Origin of the sequence: Terribacillus sp. DMT04, assembly GCF_019056395.1 — a bacterium.
GTDB classification, from domain to species: Bacteria; Bacillota; Bacilli; order Bacillales; family Amphibacillaceae; genus Terribacillus; species Terribacillus aidingensis_A.
This window is the reverse complement of sequence record NZ_CP077639.1, coordinates 2,224,048-2,238,311: the sequence shown is the minus strand read 5'-3', so window position 1 is coordinate 2,238,311 and position 14,264 is coordinate 2,224,048. Positions and strand designations below refer to the sequence as shown.

At 42.6% G+C, this 14,264-nt stretch carries 14 protein-coding genes; 11 read left to right on the top strand and 3 right to left on the bottom strand.

What is annotated here, in order from left to right:
- Positions 1-67 precede the first annotated feature (67 nt).
- Positions 68-670, bottom strand: a complete 603-nt coding sequence (rpsD, locus tag KS242_RS11885) for a 30S ribosomal protein S4 (protein ID WP_077308029.1) — start codon at positions 668-670, stop codon at positions 68-70.
- Positions 671-1,058: 388 nt separating this feature from the next.
- Here rpsD and KS242_RS11880 point away from each other — a divergent pair, with 388 nt between their 5' ends.
- Positions 1,059-2,888, top strand: coding sequence for a sensor domain-containing diguanylate cyclase (locus KS242_RS11880; protein ID WP_217321531.1), 1,830 nt, complete (start codon positions 1,059-1,061; stop codon positions 2,886-2,888).
- Between the two features lie 38 nt (positions 2,889-2,926).
- On the opposite strand, the gene KS242_RS11875 is transcribed toward KS242_RS11880, so the two are convergent.
- Entirely contained in the window at positions 2,927-3,412 is a 486-nt protein-coding gene (locus KS242_RS11875; protein ID WP_217321530.1) for a GAF domain-containing protein, read from the bottom strand.
- A 122-nt stretch (positions 3,413-3,534) separates the two neighbouring features.
- Here KS242_RS11875 and refZ point away from each other — a divergent pair, with 122 nt between their 5' ends.
- From refZ to KS242_RS11830, 9 genes are all read left to right on the top strand, one after another.
- A complete protein-coding gene (gene refZ / locus KS242_RS11870) occupies positions 3,535-4,170 on the top strand; it encodes a forespore capture DNA-binding protein RefZ (RefSeq protein ID WP_217321529.1) in 636 nt (211 codons plus the stop codon).
- 153 nt (positions 4,171-4,323) lie between these two features.
- Positions 4,324-6,015, top strand: a complete 1,692-nt coding sequence (gene ezrA / locus KS242_RS11865; protein WP_217321528.1) for a septation ring formation regulator EzrA — start codon at positions 4,324-4,326, stop codon at positions 6,013-6,015.
- Between the two features lie 82 nt (positions 6,016-6,097).
- A complete protein-coding gene (locus tag KS242_RS11860) occupies positions 6,098-7,237 on the top strand; it encodes a cysteine desulfurase family protein (protein WP_217321527.1) in 1,140 nt (379 codons plus the stop codon).
- A 4-nt stretch (positions 7,238-7,241) separates the two neighbouring features.
- Positions 7,242-8,444 (top strand): tRNA uracil 4-sulfurtransferase ThiI, encoded by a 1,203-nt coding sequence (gene thiI, locus KS242_RS11855; RefSeq protein ID WP_217321526.1) that lies wholly within the window; start codon positions 7,242-7,244, stop codon positions 8,442-8,444.
- Between the two features lie 75 nt (positions 8,445-8,519).
- Positions 8,520-8,714 carry an alpha/beta-type small acid-soluble spore protein gene (locus tag KS242_RS11850; protein ID WP_077308043.1) on the top strand — a complete coding sequence of 65 codons (195 nt, stop codon included), beginning with the start codon at positions 8,520-8,522 and terminating at the stop codon, positions 8,712-8,714.
- A 98-nt stretch (positions 8,715-8,812) separates the two neighbouring features.
- On the top strand, positions 8,813-9,349 hold the full coding sequence (locus KS242_RS11845) for a DUF2953 domain-containing protein (protein ID WP_217321525.1): 537 nt from the start codon (positions 8,813-8,815) through the stop codon (positions 9,347-9,349).
- A 10-nt stretch (positions 9,350-9,359) separates the two neighbouring features.
- Positions 9,360-9,800 carry a GerW family sporulation protein gene (ytfJ, locus tag KS242_RS11840; protein ID WP_217321524.1) on the top strand — a complete coding sequence of 147 codons (441 nt, stop codon included), beginning with the start codon at positions 9,360-9,362 and terminating at the stop codon, positions 9,798-9,800.
- A 109-nt stretch (positions 9,801-9,909) separates the two neighbouring features.
- Positions 9,910-11,508 (top strand): DcuS/MalK family sensor histidine kinase, encoded by a 1,599-nt coding sequence (dcuS, locus tag KS242_RS11835; RefSeq protein WP_217321523.1) that lies wholly within the window; start codon positions 9,910-9,912, stop codon positions 11,506-11,508.
- Complete coding sequence (locus KS242_RS11830) at positions 11,501-12,208, top strand: response regulator (protein ID WP_217321522.1); 708 nt, start codon at positions 11,501-11,503, stop codon at positions 12,206-12,208. The genes dcuS and KS242_RS11830 overlap by 8 nt, the downstream gene beginning before the upstream one ends.
- A gap of 76 nt (positions 12,209-12,284) precedes the next feature.
- Here the strand turns inward: KS242_RS11830 and KS242_RS11825 are convergent, their stop codons facing one another.
- Positions 12,285-12,554: a hypothetical protein gene (locus tag KS242_RS11825; protein ID WP_217321521.1), complete on the bottom strand. Its 270-nt coding sequence runs from the start codon at positions 12,552-12,554 to the stop codon at positions 12,285-12,287.
- Positions 12,555-12,784: 230 nt separating this feature from the next.
- Here KS242_RS11825 and KS242_RS11820 point away from each other — a divergent pair, with 230 nt between their 5' ends.
- Positions 12,785-14,149 carry a 2-hydroxycarboxylate transporter family protein gene (locus KS242_RS11820; protein ID WP_217321520.1) on the top strand — a complete coding sequence of 455 codons (1,365 nt, stop codon included), beginning with the start codon at positions 12,785-12,787 and terminating at the stop codon, positions 14,147-14,149.
- The last annotated feature ends 115 nt before the right edge of the window (positions 14,150-14,264 follow it).

The window sequence follows — 14,264 nt, the reverse complement described above, 5'->3', positions numbered from 1 at the left end:
AAAAAAAGCAGCTCCGAAATGCAGTAGCGTTTCGGAGCTGCTTACTATCGTTGTGAAAGTCTTCCCATTAACGGGAGTAGAACTCAACGATAAGTGCTTCGTTAATTTCAGCAGGAAGTTCAGAACGCTCAGGGTAACGAGAGTAAGTTCCTTCCAAGCTGTTGTTATCGAATGTCACGTAATCTGGTACGAAGTTGTTCGCTTCAACAGATGTAGTGATGATATCAAGTTTACGGGATTTCTCACGAACACCGATAACTTGACCAGGTTTTACGCGGTAAGATGGGATATCTACGCGTTTACCGTCAACTTCGATGTGGCCGTGGCCAACGATCTGACGAGCTTGTCTGCGAGTACGAGCCAAGCCAAGACGGTATACTAGGTTATCAAGACGAGATTCAAGAAGCGTCATGAAGTTCTCACCATGAATACCTTTCATTTTACCAGCTTCCTCGAATGCACGACGGAATTGGCGTTCGTTCATGTTGTACATGTAACGAAGTTTTTGTTTCTCTGCTTGCTGCAAGCCGTATTCGGATTGCTTTCTGCGTTGGTTTGGACCGTGCTGACCTGGTGGGTAAGGGCGTTTGTCAAGCTCTTTACCTGTTCCGCTTAGGGAGATACCAAGACGACGGGATTTTTTCCATAATGGACCTGTATAACGTGCCATGGATAAATTCCACCTTTATTATTTTATTTGCATAAAATAAAAACAGAGAGTGTCCTCGAGTCACTTGCTGATTATGTTTTCATGTACCATCGCTCCGACAGCAGAGAGTTACACGATACACCTTCTGAAACAAGGAGAAACGGTAATCCGTCTCGCTTTGCGCCTTGCCAAGAAAGGAACAAAATCAGTCAAATGGGAGTTCACGTAGGCCGCCATTTATTTTACACAAAGAGTATTATAAACTTTTTAGTCGTATAAAGTCAAGACTAATATAAAAAGGAGGGTAGATACCATCATTGATAAGTAATAAGGACTATAATTATCGTTGAGAAATAAGTCTATTATCTTATATAATAGAATAAAACTACCAAAATGTAGGTGAGATGTTATGGAGCGGCTAACGGATAACAAACTTGAACAAGCAAAACTATATTTCTACCAGCTCCTTGTCTCAGGAGAAAGCTATACATACAGGGAGATACTCGCTCTTGTAACGGAAAAATTAAAAAACATTCTGCAGGCAGAAAGCGTGGCTCTTTACATATTTGATTGCTGGCAGAAGCGATTAGAGCGCGTTAGCTATGCTGGACCGACACAAAGCGGATTTTATCTGTCTGTCGATTATCCATATACGGCGCCTTGCATGCCAGAACAACTGAGAGAGTTTCCGCATGCATCAGATACAGTGCTGCCGCTGCAAGAACATGGAGCGCCTGCAATTGGATATTTGTACATTGGCAGTGCTGCCGACCAATTGCTGAATGAACGGGAATTGGCCGGAGAGATAGGCAAGTTCGTTTCCCATCTTACACAGCTGCAGGAGTCAAAAGAAAACGAACAGCACATCAACCAGCTATACGAAGCGACGACGAACTTGCATGCTTCTATTGATATGCACGATGTCTTAACAGTACTTATCAACACGCTGCAGCAAAGCTATCCGCAGTTTGCTTACGCGCTGCTGCTTGCACAGGATTATCATGGAGATACAAATTTACCTATAAAAAATCTGGTATACGACTATTCGGTACATGAGGCTAGTGCAAAGGCTTATATGACCGGAGAGGTGCAGGTGGATCGTAGTGCTGATGGACAAGTAATCAATCGCTATGTACCGCTGCATGGCAAGCAGGGGATTTATGGTGTGCTGCATGTTTCCATGCCATCATTTGTTCCTTATACAACCGCTGATGATAGTTTTATTTCCAAACTTGCGGATTCAGCTGGAAATGCATTAGAAAATGCTCGGTTGTATCAGCATTCCAAAAAACTGATCAGTGATTTACAGCTCATCAATGAAACGTCCAAAAAAATAAATGCGAATCTACGTCTTTCCGATACGATTACGTTAATGCATGAGCAAATTCACGATACATTTGGCGGGGAAGAGATTGGGTTTATTCTATATAAAGGGGATCAAGAAGCGGGTACCGTACTAGACGGCAGTACAGGATTTTTCTTTGATCCAGCTTCTGCGCCGTTCCGTAATTTCATTGCACGACTTTACCGGAATGAATCCTCCAAAGAAGCTATGTTTGTCAGCAACTTCCCAAACCGCTATCCGGAGATTAACCTTCCGTATCGCTCGCTGCTTGTTGTACCGATGGTAGGATCCGAACAGCTGCAAGGTGTTGTGCTGGTGCTGCATCGCAACCCAAGTTTTTTTACTTTCGAATCTTTCCGGTTGATCGAGTCTCTGGTGCAGCACTCTTCTTTGTCGATTGTCAATTCGATGCTGCAGGAAAAACTTGAGCGATTAGTCATAACAGATTATTTAACCAATCTTTGTTCGCGCAGCTATTTGGACGATCGGATGCGCACGCACATCCAAGATGATGCACAAGGAGGCTTTATCTTGATTGATGTGGATGACTTTAAGAAAGTAAACGATACATATGGCCACAATACTGGCGATTATCTCCTGATTCAAGTGGCAAATTTAGTGAAAGATCTGCTTGGTCCCAACGATGTGGCTGCCAGGTGGGGAGGAGAAGAGCTGGCGGTTTACATGCCGCATGCTACCTTTGAACAGACCATTAAGAAAGCAGAAGAAATTGTAGGAAGTGTAGCAAGCTCAACCCGTCCAGCAGTTACGGTTTCTTGCGGTATATCCACGTGGACAGAGAAAGCGCGTCCGGAAGTGCATCAGCTGTTTTCCCAAGCTGATTGTAAGCTGTATGATGCGAAACGATTAGGTAAAAACAGATATTGTGTATAACAAAAAGCAGCCTTCCGTGTTGGGAGGCTGCTTTTCTTTTATTTTTGTAGGTGCTTGATGAGTACAGCAACGAATTTTTCTAGGTATTCCTTATCCGTTTCGTCAAAGCGAGCTTTAGACGGGCTGTCAATATCCAGTACACCGTAAGATTTGCCGTCAACTGTAATTGGAACTACAATTTCAGATTGGCTGGCAGCGTCACAGGCGATATGACCTGGGAACTGATTTACATCTTCTACAAGCTGTGTTTTGTTTTCAGCGACTGCTGTTCCGCATACGCCTTTTCCGATTTTGATGCGCACACAAGCTGGAAGCCCTTGGAATGGGCCGAGGATTAATTCCTCTCCTTTATGAAGATAAAATCCAACCCAGTTTACATCATCTAAAAACTGATTTAGCAGGGCGGAGGCATTTGCCAAATGGGAGATTTCATCTTCTTCTCCTGTTAGCAATGCGTCAAGCTGTTTTACAAGTAAATCATAATCTTTTTCGCGGGAACCGCTATAGGCTGCAGTTTCAAACATAATTTTATTTCCTCCATACAATTATTTTCGATCATTCGACAGATAGTGCGAGATTTGACGAGTGAAAGACGCAGGAATGCACCACTCACTGTCGTATACAACTAAGAAAGGAGCTGAAAAGATTGAAAAAAAATGACACGAAACAGAAAGTGATGGACGCTGCTTGTCAATTGTTCTACACAAAAGGCTATCATGGGACATCCGTCCGCGATATTGCGGGAAAAGCTTCGGTCAATGTCTCCTTAATTAACTATTATTATAAAAGCAAGCAAGGTCTTTTGGAAGCAGCTGTCGTGTTGTATTACGAAGACTATCTGGCTTATCTGGATCAAGTTACGCCTGCTCAGCAGGATAACGCCAGTATCTATCTGAAACGATTAATTGAAGCAATTATACAATATAAGCTTACTCGCAATCAATTCTCTGCTTTTATCCAGCGCGAACTAATGCTGGATTCCATCTTTGTCCGAGAAATGGCTGTCACGTACTTGGCAAAAGAGACCCATATACTAAAACAAGCGTTTAGGGACTATTTGGAGATGCATGACATACGGGAACGTGAAGGTGTTTACCTCTATATGCAGCTGTCAGGTATGCTGGCAGCTCCATTTACGATGAGTAAAGAGATGAAAGGTGTGTTGGTCACAGAGGAATCCCGTGCTTACTTCTGTTCGATGTATACGTCAAGCATTCACCATTGGCTCGATACATTGGCGACCGTCTCCTCCCATCGTTTACGGGCTGTCTCAGCCAATTAAAAGCACGTACAAGGGAATAGGTGGAAATTACCTGAGAAATTTGAAAAAATTTAGCCAAATTTGTCCTTAACATGGTATCATTGTAGTATTAAAAAGATAACGACTAATAGGGTATTACTCCTTTTTCCCGAGTATTGGTTAGGAGGCTGGACATTGCCGTACATCATCGGAGGAATTATAGTAATCATCGCCCTTATTATCCTGGGGCTGATTATGAGAAAGCGGGTTTATGATGAAGTGGATCGGCTCGAGAGCTGGAAACTGGACATTACAAACCGCAATGTATCAGAAGAATTAGCAAAAGTGAAAGCGTTGAACCTATCTGGGGAGACACAGGAAAAATTTGAATCGTGGAAGGAACGCTGGGATCATATCGTGACGAAAGAGCTTCCAGATACAGAAGAGGCTCTTTTTGATGCGGAAGAAGGAGCGGACCGCTACCGTTTCAAGAAAGCGAGACAGCATCTGCAGCAAGTGCAGGATATCCTTACTCAGGTAGAAGAGAAAATTGAAGAGATGTTCCGCGAGCTTGATCATCTGCTTGCTTCAGAAGAAGAAGCTCGGAAACAGGCCGAGGAATTGCAGCCGACATTACAGGGGCTGAAACGCACCATTTCGCAGCAGCGTCATCAATTTGGTAAAGCGGATGTGCGCTTTGAAGCAGCGATTGCAGAGCAAATCGCACAGCTGGCTGCTTATCATGCACTAATTGAATCTGGAAACTACTTTGAAGCCAATCAGCTTATTATGGACGTTAAGGAAAAGACAGAAACGCTAGCAGCAGAGATTGAAGCGTTCCCTACAGCCTATAAGCAGGTAAAACAAGATTTGCCGGCACAAATTTCCGACCTTTTAGGAGGAATCCGGGAAATGAAACAAGATGGATATCGTGTCCATCATCTTGGTTTTGAAGACGAATTGAAAAAAGAAAATGAACGGCTTGGACATTTGATTCAGCAGCTGGAATCCGGAGACGCAGAGGAGACGAAATTAGTTATTCCTGCTTTAGAAAGCCGAATCAAAGAAATGTACCAGCTTCTGGAAAATGAAGCTGTGGCGAAGAACTATGTCGATTCGAAGTTTGATCAGTATGTTCAAACGGTTGAAAAGAAGGCAGAGGCATTTCTTGAAACGAAAGAAGAAGTTGATCTGCTGCGAGAGTCTTATTTCTTTACAGACAATGATGTAGAGTTTCATGTAAAACTTGAATCTAAGATTTCCAGGCTGGCGCATCAGCTTGATAACTTACAACAAGAAATTGACGACGATCAGTTTTCACATGCAAAACTAAAAGAAGAGTTAGAAGCAGGGTTCCGGGAACTAAGTGCAATTGAAGAAGAGCATGAAGTAATTCGAGAGAAGATAAAGACGCTTCGCAAAGATGAATTGGATGCCAAAGAGAAGATTGCTGATATGCGTCAGAAGCTTTACGATGTAAATCGGAAGCTGCAAAAAAGCAATATTCCTGGAGTACCGCAAGAAGTTTGGAAGATGGTAGAAGAAAGTCAGGAGAAAACTTCTCAAGCAATGGAAATACTTGATGGGCATCCGCTTGATATGGCGGAAGTTAGTACGACTTTGCAGCAAGCAGAAGAAGTAAGCAATGCAACTGTTGAGAAAATTGAACTTCTGCTCGAACAAGCTTATTTAGCAGAAGTAGTCATCCAATACTCCAACCGATATCGGAGTCAATATCCAATGCTGGCGGCTGAAATGCTGGAAGCGGAGAAGTTATTCCGGGAATATCAATATGAGCAGGCTTTAGAGCGTGCGGCGCGTGCCTTGCAAGATATAGAACCGAAAGCATTGGAACGCTTGGAAAAACATATCAAGGTTCCCAGCTGATTCATAAAGCAATCCCTTGTCACAAACGAGGGATTGCTTTATTTTAGTAAAAGACAGTTTTGAAACAGAGGAGAGATGGACGATGATCTACTTTGATAATAGTGCGACCACCAGACCGCATCGAGATGCGCTGTCTAGCTATACCGAAGCGGCGCAGACGTATTTCGCTAATCCGTCTTCTCTTCATCGTATGGGCGGCAAAGCAGAACAGCTGTTGACTGCTTGCCGCAAACAGGCAGCACAACTGCTCCGTGTTGGAGAAAATGAGATTATTTTCACCTCGGGCGGTACAGAGGGAAATAATCTGGCGATAAAAGGAACAGCATTCCGAAAGAAAAGAATCGGAAATCACATCATTACGACAACGGTGGAGCATCCTTCGGTTCTGGAAACATGTGCGGAACTAGAAAAACAAGGCTTCCAAGTGACGTATGTAGATGTGGATAAATACGGGTATGTTACAGCAGATAAAATTAGAGCTGCCATTACAGACAAAACAATACTGGTAAGTGTCATGCACGTGAACAATGAGATTGGGACAATTCAGCCAATTCAAACCATCGGCAAGATGCTGACAGAATATCCGAATATCTCCTTTCATGTGGATTATGTTCAAGGAGCGGGAAAGGTAGAACTGGATCTGAAGAAAAGCCATATTCATCTTTGTACACTATCTGCGCATAAGTTTCATGGCATGAAAGGAAGCGGCATACTTTTTAAAGACAAAGATATATTTATTGCGCCGCAGCTTTCCGGAGGCGGACAGGAACAGGCATTGCGTTCCGGAACCGAAAATGTACCGGGCATAACAGCTATGGTAAAGGCTTTCCGTTTGGCGACGGAAAATGTACAGAATCAGCCAGCTCGTTTATTTGAATTGCGGGAAAAACTATGGGAAGGGCTTGCGGAAATGGAAGATGTTATCCTTCATTCTCCACCCGCTGGTGCACCGCATATCGTTAATTTCTCTGTACCTGGGTTAAAGCCGGAAGTACTTGTTCATGCACTTGGGGAGAAAGATATTTATGTATCAACCAAGTCGGCTTGCTCGTCAAAAAACAGTGATGCCAGTGCTGTACTGCTGGCTTGCGGTGTTCCTGAAGCGCAGGCAGAATCAGCAATTCGTGTTAGTTTCTCTTATGACAACACGATGGAAGAAGTGAAATATTTCCTTGTAGTGCTGCAAGAAGCACTAACACAACTAAAGAAAGTGATGAGATAAACAAATGCAATATGATCATATATTAATACGTTACGGAGAAATGGCACTAAAGGGAAAGAACCGGAAGCATTTTACCAGACAGCTGGAGCATAATGTGAAAGATCAAATTAGATCTTATCGAAAAGCGAAAGTGGAGCGTACGCGCGATCGTATGTATATCCATCTGCACGGGGAAGACCATGAACCTATCGTGGAAGCATGCCGTCATATTTTCGGTATTCACAGCTTTAGTTTGGCAATACGGACAGCGAATGAAGAACTGGCAATCAAACAAGCCGCGCTTCAGCTGCTGCTCGACAACCCGGCAGGCACCTCTTTCAAGATATCGTGCCGCCGGACGAATAAGAAATTCCCGATTGACTCGCAAGAAATGAATCAGCGTATTGGCGCATACGTTTTGCAAAACAGTGAAGGTTATCCTGTGGACGTTCATAAGCCTGGTGTTGATATTATGGTTGAAATTCGCGAGCAAGCAACTTATGTAACAGGGCAAAAGATAAAAGGGCCTGGCGGATTGCCAGCTGGAAGCTCAGGAAAGACACTATTGATGCTCTCTGGCGGAATAGACAGCCCAGTAGCTGGATATTTGGCTATGAAACGTGGTGTTGAGATTGAAGCAATTCATTTTCATTCCCCTCCTTATACAAACGAACGAGCGAAGCAGAAAGTCATTGATTTGGCCCAGACGCTTTCTAAATTTGGAGCGAAAGTAAAAATTCATGTTGTACCATTTACCGATTTACAGGTGAAAGTACATCAAGAAATTCCTTTCGGTTACAGCATGACCGTTATGCGCCGTATGATGCTCAAAATAAGTGAGCGGATTGCGGAACAAAACGGTATCTTGTCTTTAACATCTGGAGAAAGCCTCGGTCAAGTTGCCAGTCAGACGATGGAAAGTATGCATACGATTAACGAAGTAACGAATTATCCCATTTTGCGACCGCTTATTACAATGGACAAGTCAGAGATCATCGATATTGCAAAGCAAATAGACACCTATGACATATCCACGCGTCCTTACGATGACTGCTGTACCGTTTTCGTGCCAGACTCACCAAAAACAAAGCCTCGTCGTGAGAAAGTGCATTTGTATGAAGGCACAATTGATTTCTCATCGGAGATTGAAAAAGCCGTAAAAGGAACGGAAATTATTACGGCTGTTCCTGAGCTGGAAGAAAAAGCACCATTCGCTGATTTGCTGTAAGAACTTCCCATTAAAATAATCTGTATGTTACCTCCCTTGATGACACATGCTACATGTACAAGGAGGTGACATCAAATGGCTAACAACAACTCAAGCAATCAGCTAGTAGTACCTCAAGCGCAGCAAGCTCTAGATCAAATGAAGTACGAAATTGCACAGGAATTCGGTGTACAGCTTGGCGGAAGCGAAACTTCTCGTGCCAACGGTTCTGTTGGAGGAGAAATCACAAAACGTCTAGTACGTACAGCACAAGAGCAATTAAACAGATAATTTCATATGAATGGCACAAAAGGGGCAGCATCAGCTGCTCCTTTTTCTGTGTAAAAACGATGAAGCTGACCCATGCTATAGGTAGGGGAGGGCTGGACATGTGGATGACTATTATCATTGGCGCAATTATAGTATTGGTTCTTCTGATTATCACTTTATCAGCAAATGTTATGCTACATATTTATTACGAAGAAAAACGTTGGCGAATGAAAGTAAGTATAGTTGGAATAGTGGTGTATAAGAAACGGTTTTCCCAGCAAAAGCCAATTCAATCGGCAGCAGCTGAGGAACTGAAAGAATCACTTGATACAATGACAGAAGATCTGCGTAAGCTTTGGCACGCCTTTCCTTATTTGCTGCATATAACGAGGACAGCTGAATTACATCAATTACGCTGGCATACAACAGTTGGTACAGCGGATGCTGCATCTGCCGCCGCTTTGGCAGGCGTTGTCTGGACATTTAAAGGGATTGTACAGCAGCTTATATCGTTGCATATAAAAGTGAACAAGCCAATTGATATCCAAGTGAATCCGGTATTTCATACAGCTGTCTTCCATAGTAACTTTCAGTGCATAGTGTCTTTTCGTACTGGGAAAGCTATACAAGCTATTATATCCAATGTCAGAAGATAGGGGGCTTACTATGGGAGACCATCCAATTCAAGGGTTAATGAAAACTGCAATGGAAAATCTAAAAGAAATGATTGATGTTAATACAATTGTTGGCGATCCGGTTGAAACGCCGGATGGGAGTATTATTTTAACTGTATCACGTGTTGGTTTCGGTTTTGCAGCCGGAGGAAGCGAGTTTGAGGGAAGCAGTTCCCAAGGAAAAAGTGAAAATAATGAGCTGCCATTTGGCGGAGGAAGCGGTGGCGGTGTCTCGATCACACCGATAGCTTTCTTAATTGTAGGTCATAAAGGCGTGAAAATGATTCATCTGGATGAACAGACTCATCTTTATGAAAAACTGATTGAGGCGGCTCCGGCAGCAGTAGAGAAGATCCAAGAAATGCTGAAACAAAATCCTAAGCAAAAGAAGCAGCAAAAGCCCCAGCGCTTTGATGATGAGACCGTGTATTAGGAAAAAGCCACCTCATGGTGGTTTTTTTTGGTTTATAATCCTGTATTATTCCGCTATAATTTAGAGAAATGAGCTTGATTCGGGAAAGCGGAAAGAGAGAAGGTTATACTTGAAACAAAAGATAAAGCTGCGGACGCAAATGACCGCACTCGTTTTTGTCGTTGTTATACTTGCTGTCACAACGACATTTATTATGATTGGAATAGAGACAAGCCAGAATATCAAGTCCCAAGAACGGGCGCAAGTGCTACAAACAGCCAAGCTGATGGCGGTTGATCCGTCCGTAGTTCAAGCGGCAGATCAACAAGATTCAGAAATGCTTCAGCAGTTTACGCAACAAGCAATGCAAATCACAAACGCTGATTTTGTTGTTGTCATGAACATGGACGGAATTCGTTTAAGTCATCCAGATCCAGATAAAATAGGGGATCCTTTTGTCGGAGGAGATGAAAAATCGGCTTTGGCAGGAGAAGAATCCGTCTCAAAAGGAAAAGGAACGCTAGGGTTAAGTCTGCGTGCCTTTTCGCCGATTTATAATGAGCAAGGAGAACAAGTCGGAGTTGTGGCTGTCGGAATCACCATGAATGAATTGAATGAGATTATCCGCAGCAACCGTATGCCATTGTATTTAGCGACGGTATTAAGTCTTTTAATCGGACTTATTGGAGCAGTGCTGCTTGCGCGGAAAATCAAGCAAATCATGCACGGCATGGAGCCAGATGAAATTGCTGCGCTTCTTAGTGAGCGAATTGCCATGCTCGAATCCATTAAAGATGGTATGGTAGCTGTTGATACAAAAGGTAAGATTCAAATGGTCAATAAAGAAGCTAAAAGATTGCTGGAAGAGATGGGAATCAGCGGAGAGCTGAAAGGCCGGCAAGTGGATGATGTGCTTCCTGTCACAAAGCTTCATCAAGTTATTGCTTGGAACAAACCGATAATTGGTCGTCAAGTAGAGCATAACGGTCTCGCGCTCGTAATGAACGAAATCCCAATCCAGCTCAAAGGAAACACAGCAGGCGCTATTGCTACATTTATTGACCGGACAGAATACAATCATTTAAATGAAAAGCTCACAGATACCATGCTGTATGCAGATGCCCTGCGAGCGCAGACGCATGACTTTATGAACAAGCTGCATGTTATACTTGGGCTTTTAGAACTGGAAGATTATGACCAGCTCGAACGTTATGTGAAAAATGTTGCCGGTAAAGAACGATCCGCTACGATTGCGATGATTCACTATTTGAAGAATCCAATATTAGCTGGTTTCCTATTAGGAAAAAAGAGCTATATGGCGGAAAATGGCGTACAGCTTGAAGTGGATTGCAGCGATACAATACCAAATACTTCAGAAAAAACAAATCAAATGCTAATTACGATTTTAGGTAATCTCATGAATAATGCTGTAGACGCAGTCGATCAGCAGCCGGAAAAACGTGTCCAGCTGTCGATGAAGTTTTCTGATGGCCAGCTATTTCTTGAGCTGACCGATACAGGCAAAGGAATTAGTCAAGAACAGCAGGAAACGATTTTTAAACAAGGTGTTTCTACTAAAGGTAGCGACCGTGGTTTCGGACTATATCAAGTGGAAGACTATGTGCAGAAGTTGGGCGGCTACCTTGTCCTGACAAGTGAACTAGGTGAAGGGACGACGTTTAGTCTCCAGCTGCCGTATGATATACAGGAGGATGCAATAAATGATTAAAGTACTCATTGTAGAAGATGACCCGATGGTTAGTGAATTAAATAAACGCTATGTGAAACAAATGAGCGGTTTTGCGGCAGTAGGTGCTGTTCAAAATTACAAGGACGCGCTTGATTTTATTCAGCAAAACGATGTAGACTTGCTGCTTTTGGACGTTTATATGAAAGGCAAGAATGGAATTGAATTACTTAAAGAAACACGAAAACGGGACTATCAAGTGGACGCTATTATCATTTCAGCTGCCAGTGAAAAACCAATGATCCGGGAAGCACTGCAGTATGGAGCTGTAGACTATCTGATAAAACCATTTGAATTTGATCGGTTCCAGCATGCATTAAGCGGCTATCGCAAGCGCCAGCTTATCTTTAGCAACAAAGAAGAAATGACCCAGCAAGAACTGGATAATCAGCTTCTGCTGCTGCCGGAACAGGAACAAATGATGCAGCTGCCGAAAGGACTCACCAGAAGTACTTTGAAGGTAGTATGGAATAGCATCCTCACTTTCCGTTACAACTTTTTCACCACAGAAGATATTGCCAACGAAACCGAAATGTCTCAAGTATCGGTACGAAAATACTTGAAGTTCTTGGAAGATGTACAGCTGTTGGAAGTGGAAATGCATTATGGCAGTATCGGACGACCAGTATTTAAATATCGCGTTAATGCCAATACATCGCATCATATCAGTCAATATATTTAAGAAGAAGCCTGGGACAAAACAAGTTAATTCAGCCTAAAAGCGAACGATGACTAGATTCAAACTGTTTAATGCAGCCCTAGACGGCTGCTGCCTTTCCAACTTTAACTGTTATCGCCGGATAAGATTGGCTATCAAAGTAGATACCGATAAGGCAATCGCTTCTTGTTCTCATCTTCGCTTCCAATGCAAAAATCCAAACGACGCTGCTGTTACTTGCAGTGTTGTTTGGATTTTTATATAGCATAAACAGTTGCGTCCCAGCTTTATTTTGACCTTTTTTATTGTAAAGATACAAAAACTGCTTAAATTCTAATGTTTTCACAACGGATACTGAAAGGGCTTCCATAAAATAACTTGTCCGAAAACAAAGATTTATATTATTAACTTTTCTTTCAAATATTCGGTCATTTCAACGTTTTTTGGATAACAAGCGCCTGTTTAGTGAATAATTTAATAAGTAATTCAGCTCGATTTTTCTAATTACAAAAGTTATATTACATTTAGTTTAGTTAAATAATAACACAGGTAAATTAGGTTAAATTAGAATAGTCGTATCTACTTAGAGGGGGAAATACTATGGAAATGAAATCGCATACAAGCGATAACCATTCTCATGACAATAAGCCAAAAGGCTTTAAAAAAGTCATGGATTGGAAAGTTGGTGTTATACCACTTCCTGTGTATATAGTTTTAGCTATTATTGTACTTATTGCTGCATACACAAACCAATTACCTACTGACATGATTGGCGGATTTGCTGTCATCATGGTAATCGGAGTGCTGCTAGGGGATATTGGGCAGCGAATTCCGTATTTCAACAGCATCGGAGGACCAGCAATTCTATCGTTGTTCGTTCCTTCTGTACTTGTGTTTTATAACACATTAAGCTCAACAACATTGGAAGCTGTCGATCAGCTGATGACTTCAAGCGGATCAAACTTCCTTTATTTCTACATCGCATGTCTTGTAGTAGGTAGTATTCTTGGAATGAATCGGACAGTCCTTATTCAAGGCTTCATCCGCATGTTCATCCCATTGGTTACAGGAACTATTGCTGCCGTAACAGTTGGTACCCTAGTTGGTATGCTGTTCGGATACAGTGCACATCACGCTTTCTTCTATATCGTTGTACCAATCATTGCTGGTGGTATCGGTGAAGGTATCCTTCCTTTATCTGCAGGTTATGCAGGTATTCTTGGCGGTGGCGCTGGAGAATATGTTTCTCAGCTTATCCCTGCTGCGATCATCGGTAACGTTTGTGCGATCATTATCGCTGGTTTGATGAAAAAGCTTGGTGAAAAACGTCCGGAACTTGCTGGACATGACAAACTTGTTCGCTCTGAAAAAGGCGATAAAGTATTGGAAGCTGCTAAACAGAACACAAATAAATCAATTGATTTCAGCTTGATGGGAGCGGGTCTCCTTGTTGCAATGAGTTTGTTTGTTCTTGGTGGAGTAGTAGAACATTGGATTCATGTATTCGCTGGATTTACTTTATCCGGAGCAATTATCATGATCGTTGCTGCTACAATTATTAAATCTGGGAACTTACTTCCGGAGAAACTGCAAACTGGTGCACAGCAGCTGTACAAGTTTGTATCTACTGCCTTCACATGGCCGCTAATGGTCGGTTTGGGGATTGTCTTCATTCCACTTGAAGATGTAGCAAGCGTATTCACAATTGGCTTTGCTGTAACATGTATGTCTGTTGTTATCGCAATGGCTGCAACAGGTTACTTTGTCGGTAAATTGATGAAGATGTACCCAGTTGAGTCTTGTATCGTAACAGCTTGTCACAGTGGACTGGGCGGAACAGGTGACGTTGCGATCCTATCTGCATCTGGTCGTATGGCTTTAATGCCATTCGCACAGATCTCCACTCGTCTTGGTGGTGCTGCAACAGTTATTGGTGCAACAGCATTGATGCATTTCGTCTCTTAATAAGATTAAAAAGCTCAGCTTCGGCTGGGCTTTTTGCTTGCATAAATGCCTGTTCTCGCTTCTGCCTGCAGCATTTGATACAATAAGACAGATGTAGAGGAATGGAGGAACTTGA